General features: G+C 69.6%; 26 protein-coding genes. All 26 read left to right on the forward strand.

The window, feature by feature from the left end; all coding sequences use genetic code 11:
* Positions 1 to 75: 75 nt before the first annotated feature.
* The 26 genes from rpsQ (at position 76) to ACPWUT_RS02500 (ending at position 17,470) form a co-directional block, all read left to right on the forward strand.
* A complete protein-coding gene (rpsQ, locus tag ACPWUT_RS02375) occupies positions 76 to 342 on the forward strand; it encodes a 30S ribosomal protein S17 (protein WP_067165812.1) in 267 nt (88 codons plus the stop codon).
* A 34-nt stretch (positions 343 to 376) separates the two neighbouring features.
* Entirely contained in the window at positions 377 to 745 is a 369-nt protein-coding gene (gene rplN, locus ACPWUT_RS02380) for a 50S ribosomal protein L14 (protein ID WP_018171454.1), read from the forward strand.
* Between the two features lie 2 nt (positions 746 to 747).
* On the forward strand, positions 748 to 1,107 hold the full coding sequence (gene rplX / locus ACPWUT_RS02385) for a 50S ribosomal protein L24 (protein WP_284530220.1): 360 nt from the start codon (positions 748 to 750) through the stop codon (positions 1,105 to 1,107).
* Between the two features lie 2 nt (positions 1,108 to 1,109).
* Positions 1,110 to 1,697 (forward strand): 50S ribosomal protein L5, encoded by a 588-nt coding sequence (gene rplE, locus ACPWUT_RS02390; protein WP_284530222.1) that lies wholly within the window; start codon positions 1,110 to 1,112, stop codon positions 1,695 to 1,697.
* Positions 1,698 to 1,764: 67 nt separating this feature from the next.
* The gene (gene rpsH / locus ACPWUT_RS02395; protein ID WP_183531529.1) at positions 1,765 to 2,163 is read left to right on the forward strand and encodes a 30S ribosomal protein S8; all 399 of its coding nucleotides are present in this window, start codon (positions 1,765 to 1,767) and stop codon (positions 2,161 to 2,163) included.
* Positions 2,164 to 2,169: 6 nt separating this feature from the next.
* The gene (rplF, locus tag ACPWUT_RS02400; protein ID WP_284530224.1) at positions 2,170 to 2,706 is read left to right on the forward strand and encodes a 50S ribosomal protein L6; all 537 of its coding nucleotides are present in this window, start codon (positions 2,170 to 2,172) and stop codon (positions 2,704 to 2,706) included.
* A gap of 2 nt (positions 2,707 to 2,708) precedes the next feature.
* Entirely contained in the window at positions 2,709 to 3,068 is a 360-nt protein-coding gene (gene rplR, locus ACPWUT_RS02405; RefSeq protein ID WP_284530225.1) for a 50S ribosomal protein L18, read from the forward strand.
* Positions 3,065 to 3,766, forward strand: a complete 702-nt coding sequence (rpsE, locus tag ACPWUT_RS02410; protein WP_284530226.1) for a 30S ribosomal protein S5 — start codon at positions 3,065 to 3,067, stop codon at positions 3,764 to 3,766. The genes rplR and rpsE overlap by 4 nt, the downstream gene beginning before the upstream one ends.
* A complete protein-coding gene (gene rpmD, locus ACPWUT_RS02415; protein WP_144807117.1) occupies positions 3,766 to 3,951 on the forward strand; it encodes a 50S ribosomal protein L30 in 186 nt (61 codons plus the stop codon). Before rpsE ends, rpmD begins: the two co-directional genes overlap by 1 nt.
* Positions 3,951 to 4,562, forward strand: coding sequence for a 50S ribosomal protein L15 (gene rplO, locus ACPWUT_RS02420; RefSeq protein ID WP_284530227.1), 612 nt, complete (start codon positions 3,951 to 3,953; stop codon positions 4,560 to 4,562). Before rpmD ends, rplO begins: the two co-directional genes overlap by 1 nt.
* Before the next feature lie 105 nt (positions 4,563 to 4,667).
* Positions 4,668 to 5,996, forward strand: coding sequence for a preprotein translocase subunit SecY (gene secY / locus ACPWUT_RS02425; protein WP_284530229.1), 1,329 nt, complete (start codon positions 4,668 to 4,670; stop codon positions 5,994 to 5,996).
* On the forward strand, positions 5,993 to 6,580 hold the full coding sequence (locus tag ACPWUT_RS02430) for an adenylate kinase (RefSeq protein WP_425840256.1): 588 nt from the start codon (positions 5,993 to 5,995) through the stop codon (positions 6,578 to 6,580). The genes secY and ACPWUT_RS02430 overlap by 4 nt, the downstream gene beginning before the upstream one ends.
* A gap of 2 nt (positions 6,581 to 6,582) precedes the next feature.
* The gene (gene map, locus ACPWUT_RS02435) at positions 6,583 to 7,416 is read left to right on the forward strand and encodes a type I methionyl aminopeptidase (RefSeq protein WP_425840259.1); all 834 of its coding nucleotides are present in this window, start codon (positions 6,583 to 6,585) and stop codon (positions 7,414 to 7,416) included.
* 202 nt (positions 7,417 to 7,618) lie between these two features.
* On the forward strand, positions 7,619 to 8,614 hold the full coding sequence (locus ACPWUT_RS02440; protein WP_284530232.1) for a type IV toxin-antitoxin system AbiEi family antitoxin domain-containing protein: 996 nt from the start codon (positions 7,619 to 7,621) through the stop codon (positions 8,612 to 8,614).
* A gap of 227 nt (positions 8,615 to 8,841) precedes the next feature.
* Positions 8,842 to 9,519, forward strand: coding sequence for a DsbA family protein (locus ACPWUT_RS02445; RefSeq protein ID WP_284530234.1), 678 nt, complete (start codon positions 8,842 to 8,844; stop codon positions 9,517 to 9,519).
* A gap of 145 nt (positions 9,520 to 9,664) precedes the next feature.
* Complete coding sequence (gene infA / locus ACPWUT_RS02450; protein ID WP_013583992.1) at positions 9,665 to 9,886, forward strand: translation initiation factor IF-1; 222 nt, start codon at positions 9,665 to 9,667, stop codon at positions 9,884 to 9,886.
* Positions 9,887 to 9,950: 64 nt separating this feature from the next.
* Positions 9,951 to 10,067, forward strand: a complete 117-nt coding sequence (rpmJ, locus tag ACPWUT_RS02455) for a 50S ribosomal protein L36 (protein ID WP_005050492.1) — start codon at positions 9,951 to 9,953, stop codon at positions 10,065 to 10,067.
* 161 nt (positions 10,068 to 10,228) lie between these two features.
* Positions 10,229 to 10,609, forward strand: coding sequence for a 30S ribosomal protein S13 (gene rpsM / locus ACPWUT_RS02460; RefSeq protein WP_284530249.1), 381 nt, complete (start codon positions 10,229 to 10,231; stop codon positions 10,607 to 10,609).
* Positions 10,610 to 10,640: 31 nt separating this feature from the next.
* Complete coding sequence (gene rpsK / locus ACPWUT_RS02465) at positions 10,641 to 11,039, forward strand: 30S ribosomal protein S11 (RefSeq protein ID WP_047544506.1); 399 nt, start codon at positions 10,641 to 10,643, stop codon at positions 11,037 to 11,039.
* Between the two features lie 115 nt (positions 11,040 to 11,154).
* Positions 11,155 to 12,144, forward strand: coding sequence for a DNA-directed RNA polymerase subunit alpha (locus tag ACPWUT_RS02470; RefSeq protein WP_144807125.1), 990 nt, complete (start codon positions 11,155 to 11,157; stop codon positions 12,142 to 12,144).
* A gap of 57 nt (positions 12,145 to 12,201) precedes the next feature.
* On the forward strand, positions 12,202 to 12,762 hold the full coding sequence (rplQ, locus tag ACPWUT_RS02475; RefSeq protein WP_425840269.1) for a 50S ribosomal protein L17: 561 nt from the start codon (positions 12,202 to 12,204) through the stop codon (positions 12,760 to 12,762).
* Between the two features lie 145 nt (positions 12,763 to 12,907).
* Complete coding sequence (locus tag ACPWUT_RS02480; RefSeq protein WP_425840272.1) at positions 12,908 to 13,951, forward strand: GNAT family N-acetyltransferase; 1,044 nt, start codon at positions 12,908 to 12,910, stop codon at positions 13,949 to 13,951.
* A gap of 50 nt (positions 13,952 to 14,001) precedes the next feature.
* A complete protein-coding gene (locus ACPWUT_RS02485) occupies positions 14,002 to 14,886 on the forward strand; it encodes a carbohydrate kinase family protein (RefSeq protein WP_284530256.1) in 885 nt (294 codons plus the stop codon).
* 45 nt (positions 14,887 to 14,931) lie between these two features.
* Entirely contained in the window at positions 14,932 to 15,768 is an 837-nt protein-coding gene (truA, locus tag ACPWUT_RS02490) for a tRNA pseudouridine(38-40) synthase TruA (RefSeq protein WP_425840275.1), read from the forward strand.
* A gap of 66 nt (positions 15,769 to 15,834) precedes the next feature.
* On the forward strand, positions 15,835 to 16,512 hold the full coding sequence (locus ACPWUT_RS02495) for an endonuclease/exonuclease/phosphatase family protein (protein ID WP_425840278.1): 678 nt from the start codon (positions 15,835 to 15,837) through the stop codon (positions 16,510 to 16,512).
* 115 nt (positions 16,513 to 16,627) lie between these two features.
* Positions 16,628 to 17,470: a universal stress protein gene (locus ACPWUT_RS02500; protein ID WP_425840281.1), complete on the forward strand. Its 843-nt coding sequence runs from the start codon at positions 16,628 to 16,630 to the stop codon at positions 17,468 to 17,470.
* The last annotated feature ends 10 nt before the right edge of the window (positions 17,471 to 17,480 follow it).

Raw genomic sequence — 17,480 nt, forward strand, 5'->3', positions numbered from 1 at the left:
AAGGCCGACGCCCCCGTGGCCGACGTCGCGGTCGCCGAGGCGCCCGCCAAGGGTCACGAGTCCGCCGCGCACGACGTGCGCGACGCCGACGCCCGTGGCTACCGCAAGGCCCGTCGCGGCTACGTGGTCAGCGACAAGATGGACAAGACGATCGTCGTCGAGGTCGAGGACCGCGTGAAGCACCCGCTCTACGGCAAGGTCATCCGTCGCACGTCCAAGGTCAAGGCCCACGACGAGGCGAACACCGCCGGCATCGGCGACCTCGTCCTCATCAACGAGACCCGTCCGCTCAGCGCCACCAAGCGCTGGCGTCTGGTCGAGATCCTCGAGAAGGCCAAGTAAGGCCCCGGCCTTCTTGGAACCCAAGGAGTAAGAAGTGATTCAGACCGAATCCCGCCTCAAGGTCGCCGACAACACCGGCGCCAAGGAGCTGCTCACCATCCGCGTGCTCGGTGGCTCGAACCGCCGCTACGCGGGTCTGGGCGACATCATCGTGGCGACCGTCAAGGACGCGATCCCGGGCGGAAACGTCAAGAAGGGCGACGTGGTCAAGGCCGTCGTCGTCCGCACCGTCAAGCAGACCCGTCGTGCCGACGGGTCCTACATCAAGTTCGACGAGAACGCCGCCGTCATCCTGAAGAACGACGGGGAGCCCCGCGGCACCCGCATCTTCGGACCGGTCGGTCGTGAGCTTCGTGACAAGAAGTTCATGAAGATCGTCTCGCTCGCCCCGGAGGTCATCTGATCATGGCGAACATCAAAAAGGGCGACCTGGTCCAGGTCATCACCGGCAAGAAGCAGGACAAGGGCGGCGACCGCGGCAAGCAGGGCAAGGTCCTCGAGGTCCTGACCGAGCAGAACCGCGTGATCGTCGAGGGCGTCAACTACGTCACGAAGCACAACCGCGTGGGCCAGTCCCAGCGCGGCACCAAGACGGGCGGCATCGAGACGATGGAAGCCCCGATCCACATCTCCAACGTCGCCGTCGTCGACCCCTCGACCAAGAAGCCGACCCGTGTCGGCCACCGTGTCGAGGAGCAGACGAAGGACGGCGTGAAGCGCACGGTTCGCGTGCGCTACGCGAAGAAGAGCGGCAAGGACCTCTGAACATGAGCACCACCACTGCCGCGGCGGCTGGCAAGATCCAGCCCCGCCTGAAGCAGAAGTACCAGGGCGAGATCAAGAAGGCGCTGCAGGACGAGTTCGGCTACTCGAACGTCATGCAGATCCCCGGGATCGTCAAGGTCGTCGTGAACACCGGTGTCGGCGAGGCTGCTCGCGACAGCAAGGTGATCGAGGGCGCGGTTGACGACCTCGTCAAGATCACCGGCCAGAAGCCGATCGTCACGAAGGCCCGCAAATCCATCGCGCAGTTCAAGCTGCGCGAGGGCCAGGCCATCGGCGCGCACGTCACCCTCCGCGGCGACCGCGCGTGGGAGTTCCTGGACCGCCTGGTCAACCTGGCGCTGCCCCGCATCCGCGACTTCCGCGGCCTGTCGCCCAAGCAGTTCGACGGCCACGGCAACTACACGTTCGGTCTGCAGGAGCAGTCGGTCTTCCACGAGATCAACCAGGACAAGATCGACCGCGTCCGCGGCTTCGACATCACGATCGTCACCACGGCGAAGACGGATGACGAGGGTCGCTCGCTGCTGCGCCAGCTCGGGTTCCCGTTCAAGACGGACGACGCCCAGTAACACCCATCACGAAGGTCGGCTGTCGTGTAACGGCATCCGAAACCGCTGAACAAAGGAAACACACGAAATGACGATGACAGACCCGGTCGCAGACATGCTGACCCGTCTGCGCAACGCGAACTCGGCGCACCACGACACCGTGTCGCTGCCGAGCTCCAAGCTCAAGACCCACATCGCCGAGATCCTCCAGCAGGAGGGCTACATCGCCGGCTGGGAGGTCTCGGACGCCCGTGTCGGCCAGACCCTCACCATGACGCTGAAGTACGGCCCGAACCGCGAGCGGTCGATCGCCGGCATCAAGCGCGTCTCGAAGCCCGGTCTCCGCGTGTACGCGAAGTCCACCGAGCTCCCCACGGTGCTCGGCGGCCTGGGCGTCGCGATCCTGTCCACCTCCTCCGGTCTTCTCACCGACCGCCAGGCCGAGCAGAAGGGCGTGGGTGGGGAAGTCCTCGCCTACGTGTGGTGATCTGACATGTCGCGTATCGGACGTCTTCCCATCGACATCCCCGCCGGCGTGACCGTCACGGTCGCCGGCCAGGACGTCGCCGTCAAGGGCCCGAAGGGCGAGCTCTCGCTCACCGTCGCGAGCCCGATCGAGGTCACGGTCGAGGAGAACCAGGTTCTGGTCTCGCGCCCCGACGACGAGCGCGCCTCGCGCTCGCTGCACGGGCTCACCCGCACCCTGATCAACAACAACATCATCGGCGTGACCCAGGGCTACACCAAGGGCCTCGAGGTCGTCGGCACCGGTTACCGCGTCGCGCAGAAGGGCGCCGCGGTCGAGTTCGCCCTCGGCTTCTCGCACCCGGTGCTCGTCGAGCCCCCGACCGGCATCACGCTGACCGTCGAGGGCAACAACAAGCTCACCGTCAGCGGCATCGACAAGCAGGCCGTCGGCGAGGCAGCAGCGAACATCCGCAAGATCCGCAAGCCCGAGCCGTACAAGGGCAAGGGTGTGCGGTACGCCGGCGAGGTCGTTCGCCGCAAGGCCGGAAAGAGTGGTAAGTAATCATGGCTGTCAAGTCGAAGACCGACGCTCGTACGCGTCGTCACCTCCGCCTTCGCAAGAAGGTCGTGGGCACCGAGGTGCGTCCGCGCCTGGTGGTCACCCGTTCGGCCCGCCACGTCTTCGTCCAGGTCGTGGACGACAGCAAGGGCCACACCGTGGCCTCGGCCTCGACCCTCGAGACCGACCTGCGCGGGTTCGACGGTGACAAGACCGCCAAGGCCCGCAAGGTCGGCGAGCTCGTGGCCGAGCGCGCGAAGGCCGCCGGTGTGTCCGACGTCGTGTTCGACCGTGGCGGCAACCGCTACGCCGGACGTGTCGCCGCGATCGCCGAGGGCGCCCGCGAGGGAGGTCTGAACCTGTGAGCGATGCAGTGAACAACCAGAATGTGGAGAACGAAGTGACCGCCACTGAGCAAGCAGCCGGGCAGACGGCCACGGCTGCGGCCGAGGCGCCCGCCGAGCGCGAGCCGCGTCGCGGTGGTCGCGAGCGCAACCCCAACCGGGACCGCAACTCGCGCGACCGCAACGAGAGCCAGTTCCTCGAGCGCGTCGTGACGATCAACCGCGTGTCGAAGGTCGTCAAGGGCGGTCGCCGCTTCAGCTTCACGGCGCTCGTCGTCGTGGGCGACGGCAACGGCCTGGTCGGCGTCGGCTACGGCAAGGCCCGCGAGGTGCCCCTGGCCATCTCCAAGGGTGTCGAAGAGGCCAAGCGCAACTTCTTCCGCGTTCCCCGTGCCGGCTCCACCATCCCGCACCCGGTGCAGGGTGAGGCCGCCGCCGGCGTCGTGCTCCTTCGTCCGGCCGCCGCCGGTACCGGTGTCATCGCCGGTGGCCCGGTGCGTGCCGTGCTGGAGTGCGCCGGCATCCACGACGTGCTGTCCAAGTCGCTGGGTTCGTCGAACACGATCAACATCGTGCACGCGACGGTCGAGGCGCTCAAGCAGCTCGAAGAGCCCCGTGCGGTCGCCGCGCGCCGTGGTCTGGACTTCGACCAGGTCGCGCCGGCCCGTCTGATCCGTGCCGAGGCCGAGGCCATCAAGGCACAGAAGGTTGGTGCCTGATGGCTGCTCGTCTGAAGGTCACGCAGGTCAAGTCCAAGGTGAGCGAGAAGCAGAACCAGCGCGACACGCTGCGTTCGCTCGGTCTCAAGCGGATCGGCGACTCGGTCGTCCGTCCGGACGACTCGCAGACGCGCGGGTACGTCAAGACCGTCGCACACCTCGTGAAGGTTGAGGAGATCGACTGATGGCCGAGAAGGCTGAGAAGGCGACCGACGCGGTCGTCGAGAAGAAGGACGCTCCGGCCAAGAAGGCTTCCGCTTCGGCGGCCGCCAAGGCCGAGGCCGCCCCCAAGAAGGCTGCGCCCAAGAAGGACGACGCCAAGAAGGCGGCGCCCAAGAAGGACGCCGTCGAGTCGCGCCCCGGCGTGCTCAAGGTCCACCACCTGCGTCCGGTCCCGGGTGCCAACACCGCCAAGACCCGTGTCGGTCGCGGTGAGGGCTCCAAGGGCAAGACCGCCGGCCGTGGCACCAAGGGCACCAAGGCCCGCTACCAGGTGAAGGTCGGCTTCGAGGGTGGGCAGATGCCCCTCCACATGCGTACGCCGAAGCTGCGCGGGTTCAAGAACCCGTTCCGCGTCGAGTACCAGGTGGTCAACCTCGACAAGCTCGCCGAGCTGTACCCGACCGGTGGCGACGTCACCGTGAGCGACCTGGTCGCCAAGGGTGCGGTGCGCAAGAACGAGAAGGTCAAGGTGCTCGGCACCGGCGACATCTCGGTCAAGCTCACCGTCGCCGTCGACAAGGTCTCGGGTTCGGCCGAGCAGAAGATCGTCGCCGCGGGCGGTTCGGTCAAGTAGTCCTGTGACAGGGGCCGACCCGGCTCGACAGCCGGGTCGGCCCCTGTTGCCGTACTCTGGTTGACGGCGTGTCCCGACACGCCGCCGTCCATCTGGAGGAATCTCTTGTTCAGCGCCATTGCGCGGGTCTTCCGCACGCCGGATCTTCGGCGGAAGATCGCCTTCACCCTGGCGATCATCGCCATCTACCGCCTCGGTGCGCACGTGCCGACGCCGTTCGTCGACTTCCCCAACGTCCAGACGTGTCTGGACCAGACGGGATCGACCGACGGACTGCTGTCGCTCGTGAACCTGTTCTCCGGCGGCGCGCTGCTGCAGCTGTCGATCTTCGCGCTCGGCGTCATGCCGTACATCACCGCGACGATCATCGTGCAGCTGCTGCGCGTCGTGATCCCGCACTTCGAGACGCTGTACAAGGAGGGTCAGGCCGGCCAGAGCCGCCTCACCCAGTACACGCGGTACCTGACGATCGCGCTCGCGCTGCTGCAGTCGACCACCCTCGTGACGGTCGCCCGCTCGGGTCAGCTGTTCCCGACCGGCACCGGCGTGCCCGAGTGCGAGGCGCTGCTGACCGAAGAGGCGTGGTGGGCGCAGCTGCTCATGATCATCACGATGACCGCCGGAACGGGCCTCATCATGTGGTTCGCCGAACTCGTCACCGAGCGCGGCGTGGGCAACGGCATGTCCATCCTCATCTTCACCTCGATCGCCGCGACCTTCCCGGCGGCGCTGTGGGCCATCCAGGCCACCAACGGCTTCGAGGTCTTCCTGCTCGTCCTCGCCGTCGGCATCGCGGTCGTGGCCCTCGTCGTCTTCGTCGAGCAGTCGCAGCGGCGCATCCCGGTCCAGTACGCCAAGCGCATGGTCGGGCGTCGCACCCTGGGCGGCACGAACACCTACATCCCGATCAAGGTGAACATGGCCGGCGTCGTGCCCGTCATCTTCGCCTCGTCGCTGCTGTACATCCCCGCGCTGATCGCGCAGTTCAACCAGACCCCCGACGCCGACGGCAACGTCCCCGGTTGGGTCTCGTGGATCCAGGCGTACTTCACGACCGGCGACTCGCCGATCTACATGGCCGTCTACTTCCTGCTGATCATCGGCTTCACCTACTTCTACGTCGCGATCACGTTCAACCCGGTCGAGGTCGCCGACAACATGAAGAAGTACGGCGGGTTCATCCCCGGCATCCGCGCCGGCCGTCCCACCGCCGAGTACCTCGACTACGTGCTGACGCGCATCACGCTGCCGGGCTCCATCTACCTCGGTCTCATCGCCCTGCTGCCGCTCATCGCCCTGGCCACCGTCGGCGCGAACCAGAACTTCCCGTTCGGCGGCGCGTCGATCCTGATCATCGTCGGCGTCGGCCTCGAGACGGTGAAGCAGATCGACGCCCAGCTGCAGCAGCGGCACTATGAGGGACTGCTGCGATGACCGCGGCGCGGCTCCTGATCATCGGCCCGCAGGGCTCCGGCAAGGGTACGCAGGGCGTCCGCATCGCCGAGGCACTCGGTGTTCCGGCAGTCTCGACCGGCGATGTGTTCCGGGCCAACGTCAAGGACGGCACGGAGCTCGGCCAGCAGGTCAAGGCGCTCATCGATGCGGGCGACCTGGTTCCCGACGAGCTGACGAGCGCGATCGTGCGCGACCGGCTCTCGCAGGACGACGCGGCAGGGGGCTTCCTGCTCGACGGCTACCCCCGCAACCTCGGGCAGGTGGGCGACCTCGACGCGTTCCTGGAGTCGCGCGGCGAGCCGCTGACCGCGGTCATCGAGCTCTCGGTCCCGCGGGCGGAGTCGATCCAGCGTCTGTCGCTGCGCGCGGCGGAGCAGGGTCGCGCCGACGACAACGAGGAGTCGATCGCCAAGCGCCTCTCGATCTACGAGTCGGAGACCGCCCCGATCCTCGACGTCTATCGTGAGCGCGGCATCGTCGACGAGATCGACGGCGTCGGGTCGCTCGACGAGATCACCGACCGCATCATGGCGGCGCTGTCCGCCCGCGGCATCACCGCCTGACCGTGGGACTGCGCCGCTCGCTCTACAAGACGCCCGCACAGCTGCGGTCGATGGTCGAGCCCGGACTCATCACGGCTGCCGCCCTCGACGCGGTGCGCGCGCTCGTGGCGCCCGGCGTGACGACGGCGGAGCTCGATGCGGCGGCCGCCGAGGTGGTGGCCGCGCGCGGCGCCGAGTCCAACTTCCAGCTCGTCCGCGGCTACCGTCACACCACGTGCGTGTCGGTGAACGAGCAGGTCGTCCACGGCATCCCGGGCTCGCGCGTCCTCGAGCCGGGCGACATCGTGTCGATCGACGCCGGAGCGCAGTTCAAGGGCTGGAACGGCGACTCGGCGATCACGATCGTCGTCCCCGATCCGTCGCGTCCCGAGCTGGTCGCCGCACGCGAGCGACTGTCGGAGGTGACGCAGACCTCGCTGTGGGCCGGGATCGCCGCGCTGGCGTCGGCCGCGCGCGTGGGCGAGGTCGGCGACGCCGTGCAGACATCGATCGAATCCTCCGGCGAGGGATACGGCATCCTGCGCGACTACGTCGGGCACGGCATCGGCCGCCGCATGCACGAGGGGCCGACCGTCTTCAACTACCGGGTCGCCGACCTCGGACCCGCCGTCCGCCCGGGACTGTGCCTGGCGATCGAGCCGATGGTCGTCGCCGGCTCCGAGGCCACGCTGGTGGAGGACGACGACTGGACCGTCTCGACGGTCGACGGCTCCGACGGCTGCCACTGGGAGCACAGCGTCGCCGTCCACGAGAACGGCATCTGGGTGCTGACGGCCGCCGACGGTGGCGCGGCAGGACTCGCGCCCTTCGGCGTAACTCCGACGCCCATCGTCTGACCCGTCCCCTCCTTCTTCCGCCGAGCCGACACGCTTGTGCCGAGCCGACACGCTTTGCGCGGTTCGGGACGTGTCGGCTCGCACCTACCTTGTCGGCTCGGCTCGGTGCAGGGGCCCCTCCCCAGCCGCGCGAAACGGAGGAGGCACCACCGACCGCGGTGCGGAGGGATGACGCGGAGGCGACGGTGACGACCATGGGGCGATGCGACTCGACGATGCATCCCGCTGGCTCCGCTCCCGCTCGCAGATCGAGCAGACCGGCGTACCCGCGCGCACGCTCGCGGCGCACGTGCGTCACGGCCGGCTGCACCGCGTCGATCGGGGGTGGTACGTCGACGGCGCGAGCTGGCGGGAGTGGTCCACGGAGGATCGGCATCTGATCCGCGTGATCGCCGCACAGCGTCGGCGCGGCGGGGGCACGGCAGGCGGGGTGTTCTCACACGTGTCGGCCGCAGTGCTGTGGGGCCTGCCGCTCGCGCGCTGCGAGCCCCCGCGGGTGCACGTCAGCGGTGCGGCGACCAACGGGCACGTCCGGGCGGGGGAACCGGCCGTCGCACGGCATGAAGTCTCCGTCGAGGAGAACGACGTCGCCGTGATCGGCGGCATGCGCTGCACGTCCCTCCCGCGCACCGTCGCCGACGTGCTGCGCTCCTCATCGGAGGAGACGGGCATCTCCCTGCTCGACGCGGCGCTTCGCGCGGTCGCGGGCAGCGGGGACTTCGCCCACTACGACGAGACCGCCGACGAGGACCTGCGGGAGGAGGTGGCGCGTCGCCTCCCTCCCGGCGCGCGCGGAGTCCGCCGTGCCCGTGCACTCCTCGAGATGGGCGACGGCCGCGCGCAACTGCCCGGCGAGAGCATCAGCAGGCTGTATCTCCGGCACATCGGCTTCGCGCCGCCGCGGCTGCAGGTTCCGATCGACGGTCCGAGGGGGACGCGCTACTTCGCGGACTTCGGGCTCGACGACGCCGGCGTCTGGGGGGAGTTCGACGGTCGCGCCAAGTATCTCGACCCGGCCGTCCGGGGGACCGGCATCGACGTGGCGGCGACGATTCTCGCCGAGAAGGAGAGAGAGGACTGGATCCGCGGCACGACCGGGCGCCGCGTCGTCAGGTGGACCGGTCAGGACATCCGCGACGCCGGCACGCTGCGTGCCCGCCTGGCCGCGTTCCGTGTCTTCCCCCGCTCGCAGCGATGAGGCCCGGGTGCCGAACCGACACCCTGCGTGCGAGCCGACAAGGTGCGTGCGGTAGGAAGCGTGTCGGCTCGCACGAAGCATGTCGGCTCGGCAACTCCCGGCCACGGCGGGAGACGGAGGGGAGGGGAGGGGAGGGGGGATAGTCACGGGGCGGTGCACAGGGGGCGCATAGCGCCGGGTGCGAGAATGGATGGTCGGTCGGTGGCCGACCGGAGAGAGGCGTGGGCATGGCGAAGGCAGCAGCGGGCAGGACCAACTGGTTCGCGATCTGGACGAGCGTGGCGGTCGTGGCCGTCGTGGCGATCCTCGTCGTCCTGGTCATGTGGATGAACAACCGCGCCACCGACCCGGGTGTGGCCCCCGACGCCAGCGGGATCAACCAGGAGACGGGAGCGATCGTCTTCGGCGACGGCCCCGACACGGTGTCCACCTGGGTCGACTTCATGTGCCCGTTCTGCGCCCAGTTCGAAGCGTCCGAGGGGGAGACGATCACCCAGCTCGTCGAGGACGGCCGGATCACCCTCGAGGTCCACCCCGTCGCGATCCTCGACCGCCTCTCGCAGGGCACCGAGTTCTCCAGCCGCTCCGCGTCGGCGATGTACGCGGTGGCCGAGGCCGATCCCGACAACGCCTACGCGTTCCTGGTCGCGATGTACGACAACCAGCCCGCGGAGCAGTCGCCCGGTCTCACGGACGAGGAGATCGTGCAGATCGCGAAGGATGCCGGCGTCGACGTGACCGCCGATCTCGAAGCGGCCATCCTCGACCACAAGTTCCTCGACTTCGCGAAGAGCCAGTCGCTCCCCGAGGGCGCCACCGGCACGCCGACCCTCGCGGTCAATGGCGAGCTCGTGCAGGTGACGGGCGACCCGCAGACCGACATCGTGGCGCGCCTCACGCAGTAGGCGTCCTGCGGCGGCCACGGTTTGCCGGGTCGCCTCCTATCACGTACACTGGATCTTTGGTGCCTTGCGCCTTCATTGGCGTGTCGACAGCACTGAATCCCAACCACCCGCAGACCGGCCGGTCTGCACAAGCGTCAGCGAGGCTATGGCTAAGAAAGACGGTGTCATCGAGATCGAGGGCACGGTGTCCGAGGCGCTCCCCAACGCGATGTTCCGCGTGGAGCTCACCAACGGACACAAGGTGCTCGCCACGATCTCCGGAAAGATGCGGCAGAACTACATCCGCATCATCCCCGAGGACCGTGTCGTCGTGGAGCTCTCGCCCTACGACCTCACCCGCGGGCGCATCGTCTACCGCTACCGCTAGACCGGTCGAGAAGTAACACCCCAGGCACAGCGCCTGCCCGGTGAAGACAGCGAAACAGGAAATCATGAAGGTCAACCCCTCCGTCAAGCCCATCTGCGACCACTGCAAGGTCATCCGCCGCCACGGGCGCGTGATGGTCATCTGCAAGTCCAACCCGCGTCACAAGCAGCGCCAGGGCTGAACCGGCGGATGCCACGGCATCCGCCCCGCGCACTCCACAACTGAACACACACAGGCAGTCTCAGAACCCGCGTCCGGCGAACGGACGCGGGGGACACCCCGGGCAGGAGGCCCGGGCACCGATTCTGCTCCACACCTCCACCTACTCCCAGGAGAAACCGCATGGCACGTCTTGCCGGCGTTGACATCCCGCGCGACAAGCGCGTGGTGATCGCCCTCACGTACATCTACGGCATCGGCCGTACCCGCTCGGTCGAGATCCTCAAGACCACCGAGATCGACGAGTCGATCCGCGTCAAGGACCTCACCGACGACCAGCTCGTCGCCCTCCGCGACTACATCGAGGCCAACTACAAGGTCGAGGGCGACCTCCGCCGCGAGGTGGCCGCCGACATCCGTCGCAAGGTCGAGATCGGCTCGTACGAGGGCCTTCGCCACCGTCGCGGCCTTCCCGTGCGCGGTCAGCGCACCAAGACGAACGCGCGTACCCGCAAGGGCCCCAAGCGCACCGTCGCCGGCAAGAAGAAGGCCGGCCGCAAGTAAGCGGGCCCTGAAGGTTTAGGAGAGAATTCACATGGCACAGGCCAAGTCCGCCGCGCGCAAGCCGCGCCGCAAGGAGAAGAAGAACATCGCGCTGGGCCAGGCCCACATCAAGTCGACGTTCAACAACACGATCGTCTCGATCACCGACCCGTCGGGCGCCGTCATCAGCTGGGCGTCCTCCGGTGGCGTGGGCTTCAAGGGCTCGCGCAAGTCGACCCCGTACGCGGCCGGCATGGCCGCCGAGTCGGCCGCCCGTCAGGCCGCCGAGCACGGTGTCAAGAAGGTCGACGTCTTCGTGAAGGGTCCCGGCTCGGGCCGCGAGACCGCGATCCGCTCGCTGCAGGCCGCCGGCCTCGAGGTGGGGTCCATCCAGGACGTCACCCCGCAGGCCCACAACGGCTGCCGCCCGCCCAAGCGCCGCCGCGTCTGATTTCCGGCTGCCGGGACCGCCGTCCGCGGTGGGTCCCGGCATCCGCCTTGAACAACTCAACATCTCAGAACACCCACGTGTCATATAGCGGGCACGTGACTGAAAGGAACACATAGTGCTCATCGCACAGCGTCCCACTCTGACCGAGGAGAAGATCGGCGAGTTCCGCAGCCGCTTCGTCATCGAGCCGCTGGAGCCCGGCTTCGGCTACACGATCGGCAACGCGCTGCGTCGCAGCCTGCTCTCCTCGATCCCCGGTGCCGCCGTCACCAGCATCCGCATCGACGGCGTGCTGCACGAGTTCAGCACCATCCCGGGTGTGAAGGAGGATGTCACCGAGATCATCCTCAACATCAAGCAGCTCGTCGTGTCGAGCGAGCGCGACGAGCCGATCACGGCGTACCTGCGCAAGACCGGTGCCGGTGAGGTCACGGCCGCCGACATCTCCGCTCCCGCCGGCGTCGAGGTCCACAACCCCGAGCTGGTCATCGCGACCCTCAACGACAGCGCCCGCTTCGAGCTGGAGCTCACGATCGAGCGCGGTCGCGGCTACGTGTCGGCCACGCAGAACCGCAACGAGTACGCCGAGGCGGGCCAGATCCCGATCGACTCGATCTACTCGCCGGTGCTCAAGGTCAGCTACCGCGTCGACGCCACCCGTGCCGGTGAGCGCACCGACTTCGACAAGCTCGTGCTGGACGTCGAGAGCAAGCCGTCGATCGCCCCGCGCGACGCCGTCGCCTCGGCCGGTCGCACGCTCACCGAGCTGTTCGGTCTCGCCCGCGAGCTGAACGTCGAGGCCGAGGGCATCGAGATCGGCCCCGCGCCGGTCGAGCAGGTGCTCACCAACGAGCTGTCGATGCCGATCGAGGACCTGGACCTGTCGGTGCGGTCGTACAACTGCCTCAAGCGCGAGGGCATCAACACGGTGTCCGAGCTCGTCGCCCTGTCGGAGACGCAGCTCATGAACATCCGCAACTTCGGTCAGAAGTCGGTCGACGAGGTGCGCGACAAGCTCGTCTCGCTCGGCCTGTCGCTGAAGGACTCGGTCCCCGGGTTCGACGGCGCGCACTTCTACGGCGGCTACGACGACGAGACCCTCTGAGCGGATACCGGCTCCGCCCGGGTCTCTCGCTGACACTTTTCTACTGGAGTAACTGACATGCCCAAGCCCACCAAGGGTCCCCGCCTCGGAGGCGGCCCCGCCCACGAGCGCCTTCTGCTTGCGAACCTCGCCGCGGCGCTGTTCACGCACAAGTCGATCAAGACCACCGAGACCAAGGCCAAGCGCCTGCGTCCGCTCGCCGAGCGCCTCATCACCTTCGCCAAGCGCGGCGACCTGCACGCCCGCCGCCGGGTGCTGTCGGTCATCGGCGACAAGGAGGTCGTGCACGTCCTCTTCGCCGAGATCGCGCCGCTCGTCGCCGAGCGTGAGGGCGGCTACACCCGCATCACGAAGGTCGGCAACCGCAAGGGCGACAACGCCCCCATGGCCGTGATCGAGCTCGTCCTCGAGCCCGTCAACCCGAAGCCGAAGTCGGCGAAGAAGTCGGCCGCGCAGGCCGCTCCCGCCGCCGCCCCTGTCGAGGAGGCTCCGGTCGAGGAGGAGGCCCCCGCCGCCGAGTCCGCCGATGCCGGTGCGGAGTCGCAGGAGGAGGGCGCCGCTGCCGAGGCGACCGCGGAGGATGCCGTCGAGGCGCCCGCCGAGGAGAAGTCGGAGTAACACCCGCCGCATCGCGTCACGAAGCCCGCACCCTCCGAGGTGCGGGCTTCGTCGCGTTCCGGGCCGGGGCGGCGGCTTCCGGGCCGGGGTGCGGGCGGATCGCCGCCGGAGCCGCGCCGTCACAGCCCCCGGGTAGGCTGGCGCGGTGAACGCCGCGCAGAACCTGACCGAGCGGATCGGCCCCGCCCACGCCCCTGTGCTCCCCGAGCACGATGCGATCGCCCTCTGGCGTACCGCGACCGTGGATGACGTCGACGTCATCCACGGCATCCACGCGGCCGCCGACGCCGTCGACCACCCGACCTGGGTCACGCCGCGAGAGGACATCGCCGACACGTTCGAGCTGAGCCACATCGACCACACCCGCGACACGATCATCGGCTTCACCGCCGACGGCACCGCGATCGTCTTCTCCAGCGCGTTCCTCCACCCCTCGCGGGCCGGCACCCTGACAGTGCACATCGGCGGTGCCGTGCACCCGCAGTGGCGCCGGCGCGGCATCGGGTCGGCAGCCCTCGGGTGGAGCCACGCGCGGGCACGGGAGCAGCTGGCGGAGGTCGCCCCCACACTGGACCCGGGGGAGTGGGAGCTGGAGATCAAGGTGTACGCGGAGGAATCCACTCCCGACGTCATCGCGATCGCCGAGCCCCTGGGATTCGCCATCGAGCGCTGGTTCACGACCATGGTGCGCGACATGGCGGAGGCCCTGCCCACGCCGCCCGCGGTCGACGGCGCGACGATCGTGCCGTACAGCCCGGACCGCGCGCTCGACGTGCTCGCGGCGCGCAACGACGCCTTCCGCGACCACTGGGGGAGCCTGCCCACGAGCGAGGAGAGCTGGCGCAAGTTCGTGGACGGCGAGTTCCTGCGTCCCGATCTCTCGCGTCTGGCGCTCGACGCGGACGGTGCGGTCATCGCCCTGTGCCTGGCGTCGGTCAACGAGGCCGACTGGGAGGCACTGGGCGCCACCCACGCCTACATCGATCTCATCGGCGTCGTACGGGCGCACCGTCGCCGCGGTCTCGCGCCGGCGGTGATCGCCGCGTCTCTGGAGGCGATCGGGCAGGCCGGCCTGCAGAAGGCGGTCCTCGACGTGGACACCGCGAGCCCCACCGGCGCCAACACCCTGTACGAGGGCCTCGGGTTCTCGGCCACCGAGCGGTCGCTGGCCCTCGTCCACCGTCTCTGACGGGCCGAGGCTCCGCCCTCTCGGGCCGCAGTGCGGTAAGACTGGATGCCATGGACACCCGCGCGCTCGTCATCGGTGAGGCCCTGATCGACATCGTCGAGGGAGCGGAGGTGCGGGAGCTCGTCGGCGGCAGCCCCGCCAACGTCGCGGTGGGCCTCGCGCGGCAGGGGCACGACGTGCAGCTGCTCACCCGCATCGGTCGCGACCCCCGCGGTGAGCGCATCGCCGAGCACGTCGCCTCGGCCGGTGTCGCCCTCACCGCCGCCTCGTGGGGCGCGGCCGCCACCTCCACGGCGCGGGCGCGGCTGCAGGCGGACGGCTCGGCGGAGTACGAGTTCGACATCGACTGGACGGTCCCCGAGCCCGGTCTCGACGGGATCGCGCTCGTCCATTCCGGTTCGATCGCCCTGTTCCTCGAGCCGGGCGGCGGGACCGTGATCGACACGCTGCAGCGCGCGTCCGGATCGGCGCTGGTCACCGTCGACCCCAACATCCGCCCCGCGCTCGTCGGTGAGCGGGGCGCGGCGCTCGACCGGTTCGTCCTGGCGGCGCGCGCGGCCGACCTCGTCAAGCTGAGCGATGAGGACGCCGCGTGGCTCTACCCGGGACTCCTCCCCGAGCAGGTGCTGTCCGAGATCGCCACGCAGGGTCCGCGGGTGGTCGTCATCACGCGCGGGGGCGAGGGGGCGATCGCGCTCGGTCCGGCCGGTGTCGTGGAGGTGCCCGCGATCTCCGTCGAGGTGGTCGACACCATCGGGGCGGGCGACGCGTACATGGCGAGCCTGATCTCGAGCATGCTCGACGACGCGGAGCTGCTCGCCTCGCCCGTCTCCCTCGAGCGCGCCCTGCGGCGCGCGGCCGTCACCGCCGGGATCACGGTCTCGCGCGCGGGGGCCAACCCGCCCCGGCGCGCGGAGGTCGACGCCGCGTTCTGACGGCGACGGCGCGAGCGGGCGAGCCGCCGTCGGTAGGCTGACGGGGTGCGGCTGCGTCTCGATATCGCCTACGACGGCACGGACTTCCGTGGCTGGGCGCGCCAGCCGGGGCTGCGGACCGTGCAGGGCACGCTCGAGGGCGCCGTGGCGCGGATCCTCGGCGGCGAGCCCCGCCTGGTCGTGGCGGGCCGCACGGATGCCGGCGTCCACGCGACCGGCCAGGTCGCCCACCTGGACCTGACCGAGGCGCAGCTCCGGCGGCTCGACGCCGCGCGCAACCCCGCGCCGGAGGCTCTCGCGGCGCGATTGACGGGCATCCTGGGGCAGTATCCGGACGTCGTCGTGCGGCGCACGTCGCCGGCGCCGGAGGGGTTCGACGCCCGCTTCTCGGCGGTCTGGCGTCGCTACGCTTACCGCGTGGCCGACCGCGTGAGCGGGTACGACCCGCTCGCGCGCGCCCGCACGACGAGCGTCGCGGCCGACCTGGACGTCGAGGCCATGGACGCCGCGGCCCGCTCGCTGATCGGGCTCCACGACTTCGCCGCGTACTGCAAGTGGCGCGAGGAGGCGACCACCATCCGCACGCTCCTGGAGTTCGACTGGCACCGCGACGCGGACGGCATCCTCCTCGCCAACGTGAAGGCGGACGCCTTCTGCCACAGCATGGTGCGCGCCCTCGTGGGGGCCTGCGTGGCGGTCGGGCAGGGCAGGCTCGGCATCGCCGACGTGGCCGAGATCCGCGACGCGCGCGAGCGCACCAGCGAGACCAAGGTGCTCGCCGCCCGCGGGCTCACCCTCACCGAGGTCGGCTACCCCGCCGACGAGCTGCTGGCAGACCGCGCCGAGCAGACGCGCAGACGGCGCTCGCTCGACGGGGACTGACACCGGCGGAACGCAGAGTCAACCCCGAGGGCGGTCACAGGTGGGCGGCATAGGCTGGTGGGCGGCATGAAGGTCATCTCGTACAACCTCAACAAGCACAAGGCCGCCCACGAGCTCGAGCAGCTGGTCGATGCGCACGCGGCCGACATCCTGTGCCTGCAGGAAGCCGTCAGCGACGACCTGCCCGCGCAGATCGCGGGACTGCGGCTGGCGGAGGCGACGGTGCGCAACCGCCTCGGGCTGGCCGTGTACCACCGCGAGAACACCTACACGGCGCTCGAGGTCCGCTCGATGGCCCTCAAGAAGTCGCTCCACGACCGCGTGCTCAAGCCCGCCGAGGAGCGGATGCTGGGGGTGCGGATGCGCGACATCGACCACGGGCAGGAGTTCCTCGTCGCGAGCTTCCACGCGGCGCCGCTGACGGCGCTGAACTCGCTCCGCCGCAAGCAGATCCATGCGGCGCTCGCCGAGTTGAGCACGCTGGGGGTGGGCCTGCCGATCCTCATGGTGGGCGACTACAACTACCCGGTGTTCAAGGAGAGCCTCAGCCAGCGGATCCGCGACGCGGGCTACGAGCTCACGCTCAGCGACGCGCGCACCTACACGCGGTACAAGTTCTTCCGCGGCCACTACGACTTCGCCACGAGCGTCGGGGTCTCGATCGCGTCGATCACGACGCTGCCGCAGGGCAGCAGCGATCACCTCCCGATCCTCATCGACGCCGAGCTCACCCCGCGCCGCTGATTCCCTCGGCCCGGGACCCTCGTCGGCCGGGTTTTCACGGTCGGCCCCGGGTGCCGCGCGGAGCCTGCGAGGCGTAGCGTGGAGGGGCAGCTGGATCCCAACGGAGGGACGGGCCATGAACGACACGATCATCGTCGCAGTGACGGCAGCACCGGTGACGGCGCGGGCCGTGGAGTGGGCCGTGGCCCGCGCGGTGGAGCGCAGACAGCGGATCGAGCTCGTCAGCGTCGTCGGGGGCGTGGTCGGCGCGGTCGGCGAGGCCGACGTCCTGTCCGAGGCGATGGAGCGGGCGCGTTCGACCCTGCAGGAGTACGAAGCCGTGGTCGCGGCCGCCGGGGTGCCGGTGACGATCCGCGTGGACAGCGGCAACCCCGTCGCACACCTGATCGCCGCGAGCGCGGGGGCGGCGCTGATGGTGATCGGGAGCGACTACCGCGGACCGGGCAACGGTCGCCCGCGGGGTGCGCACGGCGTGCGGATCGCGGCCGGAGCGCGGTGTCCCGTCGTCGTCGTGCCCGACATCGACCGCACCGGATGCCGCGGCGTCGTCGTCGGGGTGGACGGCTCCGAGGTGTCGGAGAAGGCGGTGCGGTTCGCCGCGGCGGAGGCCGACCGTCTTCGCGAGCCGCTGATCGCGGTGAGCGTGTGGACGCCCCTGCACGCGCCGCGCAACGACCTGGCGGTGTATCCCGAGCTCTACCTCACGAACATGGCCGCCGCGACCGAGGAGATCCTCGCCCTGGCGATGGCGGGCATCGCCGCCGACTACCCCGACCTGGAGGTCCAGCGGCGGGTGGAGCGCGGCTATCCGGCGCAGGTGCTCAACGAGATCGCGGCGACGGCGCGCCTCGCCGTCGTCGGCACCCACGGCCGGGGCGCGGTCGCCCGGTTCCTGCTGGGCTCGATCAGCCAGGAGGTGCTCACGCGCCTCGCCACGGTCACCGCCGTGGTGCGCTGAGGGTGTCGCC

This window comes from Microbacterium sp. PA5, assembly GCF_049860775.1.
Lineage (GTDB): Bacteria > Actinomycetota > Actinomycetes > Actinomycetales > Microbacteriaceae > Microbacterium.